Here is a 13,686-nt window from a genome sequence, read left to right as displayed (position 1 = left end):
TCCTCGTATATACAGAAGTGGTAGGCTTACGGCAAGTTAGATATAGGATAAATCCGTTCTAGCTATAAAATAGGCTTGTTTTTGTTAATGTTATTAGTTGTTCAGTTATCTTTTGAATGACGATTACCTATTTGAAATTGATTAGCATGTTCAAACATATATTCCACTGTAAGAGAGTCTTGACCTGTAAGTTTCTTAAAGTCATCCGTAAATACATCCATTTTTCCCAAACGAATAGCTTGAGCAAAAGTGACCATACCATCTGATGAAAATGGAGCCTCGGAGCCTTCTTTAAATTCACCATCAGTTGTTCTAGGAACTCCCATTGCATCAAAGATAGCATAATTTTCTTCATCCGTAATTTCTTCATAAGTTACATGGTTGCCCGTAACTCTATTTCCAATTGCTATAAACTCAGAAATGGTCATTAGTTCCGGTCCATTAATATTTAAAATAGCTTCTTGATACTCATTAGATGCTATCGAAAATGCAACAGCTTTTGCACAATCTTTACGTGAAATATATGCCATTTTTCCATCACCTTGGCTATTTTTTAGTACTCCATCACCCTTAACATATGTGAAGTAATTTGAAATCATTGCTTCGGCATATTGAGAATTACGAAGAAAAATATAATCTAAACCGATACTTTTAATGTATTCTTCCGTATAAATATGATCAATTTTTTCAACACTTGGATTTGATTTATCCGCTGCATTTACTAATGATGTATAGATGATTTGTTTTACGCCAGCTTTCTTAGCAGCGTCTATAACGTTTTTATGTGCAAGTTGACGTTTTAATCCAACAAAAGGCATAGATATTAAAGCAAGTTTATCCGCACCAGTAAAAGCGTCTGCTAGCCCATCCAATTTATTAAAATTGGTCACATGTGTTTCAATACCTTGTTTTTCGTACTTTTTTAAAGCTGTAGGATTATAGCCGCAAAAAATAACTTTATCTTTATCAACCAATTCTAATAAATATTCAGCTGCTTGCCTACCTAAATTTCCATCAATACCAGTCAATAATAATTTCCCCATAATTTCTAGCACTCCTTTTGAAAGTATCTATAACTAAACATTAAGTGAAGCACTGAACAAAATCAAATACAAAAAACTTATAACCTATTGGGGAAACGAATCTTGTATTTGAAGAAGAAATCGTTGTAATGATGGATTCGTATTATTTTTTAAATAGCCTATTTCTATTTTAAAAGTGTGATGTGAATCTTTTAATGGGATTAATCGAACCTCATCTTTTGGGTATGCAAGGCTATAATTATCTGGTAAAAACCCAATTAAATTCTCTGTTACGATATAAAATAACTCTGTTTCGACATCATCGACCATTTGCAGTATATTTGGCTCATATCCATCCTTTATCGCATTTTGAATCATTAAATAATAGGAGGTTCCAATCGCAGTTGAATTCAGCATGACAAGTGGATATTTATATAGTTCTTCTTTTGAAATAGTCCTATTATGGAAAAGGGAATGCTGCTTACCCACAACCGCACAATATCTTCCTCTGTATAATGTATGTGTTAAAATATCCTCTTTTCCTTTAAATTCTGAATCAACAGCAATTGCAGCATCATATATCCCTTTTCTTAGGAATTCTGAAATATCCTTTAACAATACCTTATTTAATTTTAGGTTAATCGTTGGATTCAGTTCTTTGAACGAGGTAATAAAACTTAATAAAACTTGAATATCCGTCAAAGCCGAATATTCTATAGACAATAGTTGAGTATGACATTGCTGATAATTCCTCATCTGAGCTTGCATATGATTGTATTGCTTCCAGAGCACAATCGCCTCTTCATAAAAAATCGATCCAGCTTGTGTTGGTTCAATAGGAATTTGTTTTCTGTCAATTAATTGCATGTCAAACTCTTTTTCAAGTGAAGCAATTTGTTGACTAATGGTAGTTTGAGATACATAATTCTTCTTTGCTGTTTCAGTAAAACTTCTACATTCTACTAAATCAATAAAATATTTAACTTTTTCAATATTCATCTTACAAACCCCGTTTAATATGTTTTGTAATATTATAACCTTCTATGTGATACTGTATTTTTGTATATTTTTTTACGAATATATACTTTTTCCAGTTCATTTACTGTCACTGTATGATAGGAAAAATGTTTACTAATAATACTGTTAATTCTTCGTTTATAAAGTGAAACTTCATACAGTAGGAGTTTTCTTCCATCTCCTACTGTATGTTAGTACCTAGAAGGGTATGACCTAAAAGCCCTTGAACGAATCGAACATTTAGGTGTCGTTTTCTCCCACTTAGACCCTTTTGTACCAACTCAGGATCTTGAAGCGGGAGTCTTCGGCACCTTACATGCAGAATAAAACCAACTGATAGCTTCACATATTAACTAATGAATTACGTCACCTCTGGTTTTAACTTTACCAATTTTCCAAAACCTTTTTTATGAAGATTTACTTAGTTATCCTATTCTGATTTTACACTTTTCATCTTTTTATTGCCACTGTGATTCAATGGTCTATTTTTTATTACATTTTTATATCCTTGCTTTTTCGGTTCTTTATATTCAATATAGTGTAAAATTGTCACTATTTCTAAATCCTTCAACTTATACTTGTTCTATATGTGGTTTCTAGATAGTGACCTTATAGGATTATATATCTCTCAAAATCAAATATTACATAAACGAAGAAAGATGGAGGTAGAATGTGTAGACTGGGCTAAGCAATCGAGGAAAAGTTGCTGTGGCTATTCTATTAGTCACAACAGCTGTTCTGTTATACGTATTGGTAAGTGTTAAAGAAAATCGTACATATACACCTCTAACAAAGTTGAACCTTTGTCCTTCATTGTTTAAAAAGAACTATCCTGTACAAACTAAAAAAGATACCCATCCCATCTTATGTATAGCCCCCTCAACAAAGAGGGGCTGATGTTATTTAAGACGCAATTTCTAACCAACGTAAATTTTATTGGTTTAGACAGGTTACTTCATTTTTAAATTTATTTCTGCGGCCACCATATTTAACAGCTAGTTCACTAACCAAATCAATAGATTTAACAGTGTAGTATTTTAAACTTGATTTTTTAACAGGAGCATCTGTTAACCTATCTACATATATTTTATTTGTATCTGTGTCAACTTAGATACCGTTATTCCGTAACGTTTTGAATCCCGCTAACATCATAACAAAGGTGATTATATTTTTCTCTTCACACTTTTAAGAATTACTTTACTATGAGGGATACTAGGAATTCTTACCATACTAAAGCTTAAGTCCTGATCAGGCACATCATAATTCATTCGTTTAGCCAGATAATCCAGACTCACTTTCATCACTTCGATAGTCACCCATTCACCAGCACAGCGATGTCCCATAAAATATTCGCCACCACCCTGTGGAATAAAATCAAATGGGTTGGTCTCCTTTTTGGCAAAACGATTGGGCTGAAATATTTCCGGATTTTCCCATATTTTAGAATCGTGATTAGTACCATAAAGGTCAAGCAAAGTTAATGTATCTTTTTCAAATTTATAGCCATTCCATGTAAAATCATTTTTTACCAGTGCCGCAACAAATGGAAAAAACGGATAAAATCTTCGTACTTCTTGTACAAACATGTCAGCATATCTTTCCTCATTCTCGGAGATCAGTTTCTTTCTTTCCTCTGGATAATGATGTATTGCCAATGCCAGAAAGTTAATGTATATTGCGATTGCAACAATTGGTCGTAAAATATTAAGCACTTCAACAGCAGCAATATTAGCATCAAGAAGATTTCCAGCTATATCACGATGCCAAGAAAATGTATGTAATGCAGTATATTCTGGAACCTTTACTTTTCCATTACGAACCTTATTTATAAGTTCAGCTGCCCACTTTTCTACGCGATTCCGTGAATTCCTTCCTCGCCAATGGTTTGGTCCAATGGTAGCTGGCGACTCAAACATTGCCCCTAAATCTTGTGCTAATTCTTTTACTTCATTTTCCTGAACAGGTACACCAGCCCACTCACAAGCAATCTTACACAACATTTCCTTTACTTCGTTATAAAGAATCACCTCATCCATCTGCTCCCATTTACTCATAGCTATTTCCCATTGTCTTTTAGTAACATCACTGAGATTATCAAGTCTTGAAGAAGACATGATGGACATAAACATTTCCTTACGATGTTTGTGATTTTTTCCATCTAACATTTGTACACCATTTTTGCCAAACAATGTTTGTACTGCTCGATTTGGAGCCGCGCCTTTTCTCTTAAACTTCTTCGCATCATAGAAAATTTTTGCAGCTTCTTTTCCTCCCATGCAGATTGCTTTCTTTCCAAATAACCTGGTTGTAAAGATATCAGAATTAAAACTTTTACGTCTGTTTAAAATATACATATATCCTTCTCTAATCAAGCTTAAAGTATTATCTACCCCTTCTTCCATGGGGATTTCTCTAATATTTGTCATCTGATCATCTCCATTTTCCATTAATAACAGTCTTTATTGTTTGTGACTAATTTAATTTTATGCTGAAAATCGATATGATTTAGCATAAAAACCCTTCTTTTTTTAAAAGCATTCGTTCGAATTAAAAATAAAAAAACACCATAAATTCTTCTTAGTAAAATTTATGGATGGGCATTGCACTATGAAATAAATGGTTTTTTCGTAAAATCTATCAGCACGATTTGCTCTAAAAAAGAAAATAAAACTAACTGATGTACGGAACATTGTCATAAAAGCTTTATAACTTTTCATCAGTTACCACACTTGCCATATGTCGCGATCATTTAAAATCAGATTATAGGGGATTGAATGCCTGACCATTTAACAATATCACAAATTAAGTTTGGGTCTATTTCTCCCGCAAAGAAAGCGGTGCCAAAATCTGATTCCTGACTCTCTTACATATTTATACTAAAGATAAAACAATGGACCGAAAAAAATACATCATATTCTTATGATTCTCGTTTCATGGATAAATGCAGCTAATTTTAATTATCATTGAAAAGGTTGGCGTATTCGGCATAAATGTCATTTCAATTTGATCTACACCAATTGTACGCAAAACACTACCGCCTAACCAAAAATTACACTTCCTATTAAGCTAATATATAACACAACGGATACAAGTAAACCAAGTACAGCAAAAAAGCGATAGCCCCAAATTTATAACGTCTCCTTTACGATCTGCATTACGGTTGCAGTACGTGCAATTGTGTATTGATGTTGATAAAATAAAGTCTCAATTTCACAATGTTTCTCCAATAAATACATCATTTCCCCGTACTATATTTGCTTTCGTATGTGTTAAGACTACAGTTTTTCCTGTGATCTCTTCACATATCAGGCGTTTCTATAACGTAAAGCCTTTACTTACTTCAATTTTTACAGCATTGATACGACTGATGCGGCAAATACCTTTTATAGTTATTTGACCGTATCTTATTTTCAGACATTGTGCTTGTATGATGAATGAAGCTTGAAAACAATTGAATAAATAACTCCTTTAGAAACTCAACCAATCGCATTCGGTTTGATACGGAGCTTCTGCGGGCATGATCCATTAAACCAAGACGCCAGTACCAAGGGATATTGGCTCAAACATGCAATGCTATCATGCCGCCACTCCGTATAAAATTTCCTAGACTACGGCCGCATCCATACCAAATAGCGGAGAGGTCGAATTTCTAATTTTTTTGCGGTTCCTATCCCGCACAAAAACAATGCGGACTTGTATATTGTTACCTTTATTTTCAGGCCTAAACCAACCACGACAGAAGTAAGAATTATAGCGCGTCCACGCTTTTTTCGAACTTTCTTATACAGCTGGCTTAGTGTGTACTCTTCATCCTCATACATATAATAAACACAGTGCATATTTTTGAGCATACTTGAAGAGGGGGAGTCAGAAACGACTCGTTTAATCACTTTGAGATAAGCAAACCAACTATTAAAAAAGCAGTGTTTTTGATAAATAGCTGCAGTGAGTTCACCTTACCCAGGAGGTTGAACATCGCTTCTGTTGACTTTTTTACAGCCTTCTTACGAGCTTATAACCGACTATATGCTTGTCGATGGCACTTCTTCCTTTTCTCGGAACCAATGGAATAAAAGTATTTCCGTCTGTCCAGCCAAGCATGAGCATACGAAAACCTCTGACATACCTGCAATGATAACTCCCTTCTTTACGAGATTAGTTTTAAACCGATAGCGGATCCTAATACCATTGCTATAAAAACAATTCTTTTCCAGTTTTTTGATTCACCATATAAAACCATTCCTAATATTGCTCCGCCAGATGCACCAATACCTGTCCAAATTGCATATGCGGTTCCCATGGGCAATGTTTTCATTGCAAGTGCAAGAAATAGAAAACTTGTTCCAAATCCAAAAATTAAAAGTACCAACGATTGCCAATTACGATTTTTATGCAACGTATTTATCATTAAAACACCAAACATTTCAAAGAAACCTGCAACAACCAAAGAAACCCATGCCATTATGTTTTATCTCCTTCCTTGACGTTATCATCGGTAACTAATTTCAAACCAATTACCCCTGCCAATAAAATTAAAATCAATATAATTTTTGCTACTTTAAATGGTTCACCAAAAATTACAATATCTGAAAAAACAGTTCCCGCAGTACCTAATCCTACAAAAACAGCATACACGGTTCCAACAGGAAGTTTCCTTCCAGCCATAATCATTAAATAGAAGCTAATGATTATAGCAATAACAGTCCCAGTCCACTCCCAAATGCTATTAGCATGTTTTAAGCCAATAACCCAAAAAACTTCAAAAAAAGCAGCAATAAATACTTTCACCCAGTCTTTATTCATTTAAGTGACACCTCCATTTTTTACTCAAAAAAACAAAAAACCTAAGAAAAACTGTTTAACAGTTTCTCCCAGGCTTTTATCCTTCCGTGTCACAGCAAGGCTGTGAGTTTTCTCTTGGACCAGACCAACAACTTGTTGCGGAACCCTAGAAAACATTTGGTTATAGAATTAATTTCGATTATACACACATACAAACTTTTATTCAAGATTGAAGTATTGAAAAAGGAACAAGTGATATTGTTTAATTAATCGATACCGGGTTATAAAAATATGGCTGTAAACAAAACATTCCTTACCATTAAATTGCGATTAAAATTATGGATATTAATAACTACTGGTATTTTCAATCCTGCTGCTTTTTAGGAATTAAATCACAAGGATTACAAAGAAATATACTACCATAGCAATTAAGCCAACTGGAACAGCAAAACGTGCGTATTGTAGACTTGTAATTTTAAGCTTTCCAGCAGCAATAATATTTGGAATATTCCCTGGTATGAGCATTCCTCCACTGACCAGTAGTCCAAGTAAAATATCCCTAATTGTCGTCTCGTTCATTACCGGGCTAATTTCTGCTGCCGCTAATGTAGCGTTATCCAAAACGGCAGAGACAATGTTTATCCAATATAATATTAATGGATTTAAGTCGATTAAGTACTTCTCAATAAAAGGTTGAAAACCTGCACCAAGAAAAGTTAAAGCCATAACAAATAAATAAATTTTTAAACTGCGAATAATTATTTCCGCATATGATTCAACCTGAGATTCTTGATTAGTGGATCTCGGTGCAGATTGTACTAATATTGTATTTGATTCTTCTCTTGATTTAACCATAAATGCAGCTAATATCCCAAAAACTATAATACCTGGGATTACGTATACACCAATTAATTGAAATAAATACATAAAATCTTCGTCTAATTTACTCACTACAATTGTTGAAAGTGGCTCACCAATTGGAGTAAGTGCAGCACCCATTCCAATTGCAAAACATGCTAAAACAACCAAGCGAATTTCTGATTTTTTATCCATTTCCAAAACACTGACGACAGAAACAAGAATGATTGCAGCAATAATAGCGGTAATCAGACTAGAGATCAATCCAAGAATAATTACTAATAATGCAATAAACAAGCGATATGGTATCGCTTTGCTTATACCTAATACTCCTTTTTTAATTGTACCCTGGAACCACCTGAACAAAAGACCAGCAACTAGAACTGCCAATGTAATGTTTATTGGGTGTATTAAGGCCTCATTTATCAAGTCCCTATTTAAGACTTGACTAACCAATGCGGATAAGACCCCCATAATAAATAAAAATACTTCCAAATTACGTTCGACAATTTTTGTAAAAGGCAAAAACAGTACAAGTACTAATATTATTGTTAATCCAATAATCATAATGCAATATCCTCCTATGTAGTTGTTTCATCATCTAAAATTCCTCATTATCGTTTAAAATTATTTAACTACTTTATAAAAATTTAACTAGACTCTTTTTTATAAATAATAGTATCTGATTCTAACGTATTAGCCTCACCTCCCTTTAAAAAACACAAAAAAGAGCCCGTTACCAAAAGACATAATTCCCCCTTGGTGGCAGACTCCTCCTAAGTATAGCTTTAATTTATTATAGTATAACACAGCATCTTTAATTTTTCATTATATATTTTTTAAGTTTAGCGATTTTCCCAACAAAAATTAAACACAGAAGCCTTTTTTACAGGTTTGGCATCTCATAGCCTTGCTTTCTAAGTAACATAAATCTTTGGTGCAACATAGCGTTCTCTACTATTCTGCTAAATATATTTGATTTTTAGTATATTCACGGTTTTCTTGACTACGATTCATTTTTGTTGAAAGACTGGTAATACGTACTTTTAGAAATGCCAAGGATAAAACACTTAGTTCGAACCGGACAGTCATCCTTGTGTTTATCAATGAACGCATTAAATCGTTATCAGTTACTTAATAATGGTGGTATAGTATTATGGACACAACTTCTTAGGTTTTTAAAAAATTGGACTAGAACATTGAAAAGATTATGTTCATATATGGGGAGAAAAGGTATAATTATGAAGGATAATCAAAGTTATCTTAACCTCTTTCCCCACATTATTAAGTTTTATACTTGCAATCTCATCACTTGAGTAGTAAACTGATATTGACTCATGTAAAAAGAAAGGGTTGGACAAAATGAAAAAAAATACTCTTGGTTCACTTATTTGGTTACGAATTACACGCTTTACACATCAAAGTAACAAGCTATCAAATGAATTTTTAAAGCAATATGATTTAACAGCTGCACAGTTTGATGTGTTAATTCAAATATCAACATATGAACCATTAACCCAAAGTGAACTTGCAGAAAAAGTTACGGTAACCCAAGGCGGTATTTCACGAATGCTTGCACGTCTTGAAAAAGATAAACTAATCCAACGCAAACAAGAATGGAAAACAAAAACTATTTCTTTAACAACTAAAGGACGAAAAAAATTAGATCAAGCATTTAAAGCTCAGCTTGCATTTCAGTCGTCATTTTTTGAAGATTGCTTAACAAAAGAAGAACAAAAAACGTTGTTATCACTTATGTCTCGTGTACAAAAAAACAGTGAAAAAAAGCTGTCAAAGAACAGATAATTTTTTTATTCTTTCACTTGATTAGTCAAATGAATGGAGGAGGAAAAATATATATCATCCCAGGACATCATCATATTTCGATGATTACAAAAAATGCGAAGCAAAATCATTTCTTTTATCACAAGATTTTAGGATTACGCAGGGTTAAATTAACTGTCAATCAAGATGATCCATCCATGTACCATTTGTTTTATGGAGATCGTACTGGTAGTTATCTTTTTTTGAAATGCCCTTTGTCGGAAGTACGTATAGCGGAACGAATGCAATTACACAAATCGGGTTACTAGTGCCATCTGAAATAAGTTTAATGTATTGGAAAAAACGTTTTGAACAATATGAAATCAAACACAGTGAAATAACAACATACGCTAATCATTCAGCCTTACACTTTGAGGATAAAGAAGGTTTACGAATGGTACTTCTCGTTTCAAATGGTAAAAAAATAGCACATTGGGAAGCATGGGAAAACTCAACCGTTCCAATTAAACATCAGATTCTAGGGATGGGTTCTGTTGAAATAACAGTGCGTCGTTTAGATAAACTGGCACGTACTTTAACAGAAGTATTTGGTTACACAGAAATCTTGCGATCAGACAAAGAAGCAATCTTTCAATCAATAAAAGGTGAACTTTTTGGTGAAATTGTGGTCAAATCATTAGAAGGTCCTCCTGAAAAACCAGGTCGAGGCAGTATTCACCATTTAGCTATTCGGGTGAAAGATGAGAGAGAGCTAGCTTATTGGGACGAAAAAGTTCGTAAGCGGGGGTTTCATTCATCTGGAATTATTGACCGTTACTATTTCAAAAGTTTGTATTTTAGAGAATCCAACGGAATCTTATTTGAAATTGCAACAGACGGCCCAGGATTTACAATTGATAGAGATATAGAAACTCTTGGTCAACACCTGGATTTACCACCACTTTTAGAAAGCCGCCGTGTCGAAATTGAAGCAAAATTACACCCATTGGAGGAAGCATAAAAATGGAAAAATATCGTATGGATCAATCAAAAGGAGTGGAATTCGGTCTATATTCATTAGGTGATCATATTATCAATCCACTAACAGGTAACCGTATTTCAGCACAGCAGCGCATTCATGAACTAATAGAAGCGAGTAAATTAGCAGAACAGGCAGGTATTGATGTATTTGGTGTTGGTGAAAGCCATCAAACTTACTTTACATCTCAAGGACACACTGTAATTTTAGGAGCGATCGCACAAGCAACCGAAAAAATAAAGCTTACAAGTTCAGCAACTGTCCTAAGCGTTTTAGATCCTGTACGTGTGTTTGAAGACTTTGCAACGATTGACTTAATCTCAAATGGACGCGCTGAAATTGTCGCTGGCCGCGGCTCACGTGTTGGAGCTTATCATTTACTTGGTGTTGATTTACAGGACTATGAAGAAATTTTTGAGGAGAAGCTAGATCTTCTAAAACAAATTAATGAGCAAGAACGTGTAACGTGGCAAGGTGAATTTCGTGCTCCGCTCCAAAATGCGGAAATTATACCACAACCAAAAAATGGCTCACTTCCCATTTGGCGGGCTGTTGGAGGACCGCCGGCAAGTGCAATTAAAGCAGGAGATATGGGAATTCCTATGATGCTTACCACTTTAGGAGGACCGGCAATGAATTTTAAACTCTCTGTTGATGCTTACCGTGAGTCAGCACAGAATAAAGGATTTGATCCGGACACATTGCCAATTGCAACAACAAGTTTATTTTATGTAGCCAATACAACAAAGAAAGCATTACAGGAAATGTACCCCCATATTAATGTTGGTTTTCAGGCAGTTCGTGGAGCAGGATATCCAAAACAACAATTTGCACAGGCAACGGATTACCGAGATGCACTTATGGTTGGTAGCAAAGAACTAATTATTGAGAAGCTTTTATACCAATATGAATTATATGGTATGCAACGTTTTATGGCACAAATCGATTTTGGCGGTGTACCATTTGGTAAAATCATGAAGAACATTGAGATGATTGGGAACGATATTATTCCTGCAATTAAAAAATATACAAAAAATGAGGGGATGCAATGAAAGTTGTAGCAATATCTGGATCAACAATAGGTTCTAAAACAAAAACAGCGATGTTGAAAGTGATAGCGATATTTAAACAAAAATATCCACAACATGAAGTAATCTTACTAGATTTAGCTGAATATAAAATAGAGTTCAGCGATGGGCGGAATTATTTTGATTACGAGGGGGACACCAAGTATGTAACTGAAACCATTATGGCGGCTGATGCCCTTATTATCGGTACACCTGTATTTCAAGCATCCATACCAGCTACACTTAAAAACATTTTTGATTTGCTGCCAATTCATGCATTCCGGGATAAGGTTGCAAGTATAGTTGTCACTGCTGGAACATCTAAGCATTATTTAATGGCTGAGCAACAATTAAAACCCATTTTAGCTTATATGAAAGCACATACTGTTCCCACTTACGTTTTTATAGAAGAAAAAGATTTTTTGCGTAAAGAAATTATTAATGATGATATTATCTTCCGTATAGAACGTCTTGTAGAGGATATCGTGTTAACAGTTGAAGCTTTTGAAGCAATTCATGCCATAAAAGACGCCAAATATGATTTTTAATAAAGGAGTAAGAAAATGGATTTTCAAAAATTAATTGAATTTCGTCATTCTGCAAATAACTTTTTATCGAATATACCAATTACTGAGGAAGATTTAATACCCATTTTTAATGATGTTAAACTGGCACCTTCTGCTTACAATTTACAACATACGGAATATGTTGTTATTACAAATCCTGAACTAAAAGAACAAATAATGGAAGCTGCCTACGGGCAATATAAAGTTCATACTGCATCAGGAGTTATTATTGTAACAGGTGATCGTTATGCTTATAAACAAACGGAAAGATTACATCAAGGAATGGTTGCTCTTGGCATGTTGACTGAATTTGAGTTGAATAAGATGATTAAAGAAAACTATTCTTTTTATGAAAGAAGAGGCGAACAATTTATGAAAGAAGAGGCAATTCGCAATGCTTCACTTTCATCTATGTTTTTCATGCTCGCAGCTAAAAATCGTGGTTGGGATACATGCCCTATGATTGGCTTTGATGCTAAGAAAGTTCGTCAGCTTTTGGAAATTCCGCAAACACATGAAATTGTATTAATGATGACAATTGGAAAGGAAAAGGAAAACTCCAGAAGATTGCGCGGATACCGTAAACCAGTCAATGAATTTGTGAAATTTTTAAATTGATTTTTGCTTAGAGTACGAAGATCTAGCCTGTACCATATTAAAGTACACCGAAAAAATATGGATAAATGTACAATTTCTTAAACTGTCACCCTATAAAAATATTAATTAAACTAAAAATATTAGAAAGAACTAATATTGATGATTATTTTATCAATAGTTTTACAAATAACACTGGAATTAGGATGTTTAATGTTTGGTATTCAAAAATTAGTATCAGAAAACATGAAGAAAGGCTTTAATTATTTTGGGTATAGTAATAGTTTCCGTATATTTACTGGAATTTTTGAAATAGCGTCAGCCATTACTATTATTATTGGGATCTGGATCAAGTCATTAGCGGTAATAGGGAGTTTAATGATCATGGTTACGATGATAGGCGCAATATTTACACATCTTAAAATGAAGGACTCTTTTAACAAAATGTTAATACCACTCGTTTTATTAGTACTTGGTTCAATTGTAACCATAATAAACTTACTATAAAACCAAATGGATGGAGTGAGTTTTATACAACTGTTTATGATGCTTTAAATCGATAAGGTCTTACAATAATCAAAAATTATAAATTAGACTAAACACCGCTATTCCTTACTGTACGGAAAGCGGTGTTTTGTTTATAGAATTTTGTCCCAGTACTAAATGTGGTGGTTTCCTTTATGCCGCTAAGATTTTATAACCAAAAAATACGCCCCTCTCCTTTTATACTTTTCAATAAATTCTATCATGCATCTAAAACTACAAAAAAAGGAGTCAAAGTTTTATTCACTCTTTGCATCATCCTAAATACCCTCTCCAAGATAAGATAGACTTTTGAAATAAATTCTGTTCAAGAATACTCAGCATGATTGATGGTTATTGAGCTTTAAGAACCAAAGCTAGAGCGCTCGGATAGCGGCGTACAGCCAGAGATCTTCTACAAAATAAAGAGAAACCTATTCAAGGGTTGTTTTTCT

Annotated in this window: 11 protein-coding genes, 1 pseudogene and 1 riboswitch; of the genes and pseudogenes, 6 read left to right on the top strand and 6 right to left on the bottom strand. The window is 33.9% G+C overall.

The annotated features are described in order from the left end of the window. Window positions 1-101 precede the first annotated feature (101 nt). The 6 genes from KQI21_RS02145 to KQI21_RS02120 all read right to left on the bottom strand — a co-directional run bounded on the left by KQI21_RS02145 (window position 102) and on the right by KQI21_RS02120 (window position 8,246). A complete protein-coding gene (locus KQI21_RS02145; RefSeq protein ID WP_216482359.1) occupies window positions 102-1,043 on the bottom strand; it encodes an NmrA family NAD(P)-binding protein in 942 nt (313 codons plus the stop codon). An 84-nt stretch (window positions 1,044-1,127) separates the two neighbouring features. Next, complete coding sequence (locus KQI21_RS02140) at window positions 1,128-2,021, bottom strand: LysR family transcriptional regulator (RefSeq protein WP_216482358.1); 894 nt, start codon at window positions 2,019-2,021, stop codon at window positions 1,128-1,130. A gap of 1,181 nt (window positions 2,022-3,202) precedes the next feature. Beyond that, window positions 3,203-4,465 (bottom strand): CYP152 family fatty-acid peroxygenase CypC, encoded by a 1,263-nt coding sequence (gene cypC / locus KQI21_RS02135; protein ID WP_216482357.1) that lies wholly within the window; start codon window positions 4,463-4,465, stop codon window positions 3,203-3,205. Window positions 4,466-6,186: 1,721 nt separating this feature from the next. Further along, the gene (locus tag KQI21_RS02130) at window positions 6,187-6,501 is read right to left on the bottom strand and encodes a DMT family transporter (protein WP_216482356.1); all 315 of its coding nucleotides are present in this window, start codon (window positions 6,499-6,501) and stop codon (window positions 6,187-6,189) included. Next, window positions 6,501-6,842 carry a DMT family transporter gene (locus KQI21_RS02125; RefSeq protein WP_216482355.1) on the bottom strand — a complete coding sequence of 114 codons (342 nt, stop codon included), beginning with the start codon at window positions 6,840-6,842 and terminating at the stop codon, window positions 6,501-6,503. Before KQI21_RS02125 ends, KQI21_RS02130 begins: the two co-directional genes overlap by 1 nt. Window positions 6,843-6,905: 63 nt before the next feature. Then, a riboswitch (guanidine-I (ykkC/yxkD leader) is annotated at window positions 6,906-7,002 on the bottom strand. Window positions 7,003-7,208: 206 nt separating this feature from the next. Beyond that, on the bottom strand, window positions 7,209-8,246 hold the full coding sequence (locus tag KQI21_RS02120; RefSeq protein WP_216482354.1) for a DUF1646 family protein: 1,038 nt from the start codon (window positions 8,244-8,246) through the stop codon (window positions 7,209-7,211). Between the two features lie 795 nt (window positions 8,247-9,041). Between KQI21_RS02120 and KQI21_RS02115 the strand changes: the two genes are divergently transcribed. The 6 genes and pseudogenes from KQI21_RS02115 to KQI21_RS16635 all read left to right on the top strand — a co-directional run bounded on the left by KQI21_RS02115 (window position 9,042) and on the right by KQI21_RS16635 (window position 13,216). Beyond that, on the top strand, window positions 9,042-9,485 hold the full coding sequence (locus tag KQI21_RS02115) for a MarR family winged helix-turn-helix transcriptional regulator (protein WP_216482353.1): 444 nt from the start codon (window positions 9,042-9,044) through the stop codon (window positions 9,483-9,485). A gap of 47 nt (window positions 9,486-9,532) precedes the next feature. Beyond that, a pseudogene (locus tag KQI21_RS02110) lies at window positions 9,533-10,464 on the top strand (ring-cleaving dioxygenase). A 2-nt stretch (window positions 10,465-10,466) separates the two neighbouring features. After that, a complete protein-coding gene (locus KQI21_RS02105) occupies window positions 10,467-11,534 on the top strand; it encodes an LLM class flavin-dependent oxidoreductase (protein WP_216482352.1) in 1,068 nt (355 codons plus the stop codon). After that, the gene (locus KQI21_RS02100; RefSeq protein WP_216482351.1) at window positions 11,531-12,097 is read left to right on the top strand and encodes an NADPH-dependent FMN reductase; all 567 of its coding nucleotides are present in this window, start codon (window positions 11,531-11,533) and stop codon (window positions 12,095-12,097) included. Before KQI21_RS02105 ends, KQI21_RS02100 begins: the two co-directional genes overlap by 4 nt. Window positions 12,098-12,112: 15 nt before the next feature. Continuing rightward, the gene (locus KQI21_RS02095; RefSeq protein WP_216482350.1) at window positions 12,113-12,733 is read left to right on the top strand and encodes a nitroreductase family protein; all 621 of its coding nucleotides are present in this window, start codon (window positions 12,113-12,115) and stop codon (window positions 12,731-12,733) included. A gap of 138 nt (window positions 12,734-12,871) precedes the next feature. Then, window positions 12,872-13,216 carry a DoxX family protein gene (locus tag KQI21_RS16635; protein ID WP_373687620.1) on the top strand — a complete coding sequence of 115 codons (345 nt, stop codon included), beginning with the start codon at window positions 12,872-12,874 and terminating at the stop codon, window positions 13,214-13,216. The last annotated feature ends 470 nt before the right edge of the window (window positions 13,217-13,686 follow it).

Source organism: Virgibacillus proomii (assembly GCF_018916875.1).
Classification (GTDB): Bacteria; Bacillota; Bacilli; order Bacillales; family Amphibacillaceae; genus Virgibacillus; species Virgibacillus proomii_B.
The sequence above is the reverse complement of the archived record's forward strand: the minus strand, read 5'-3'. Positions and strand labels throughout refer to the sequence as shown.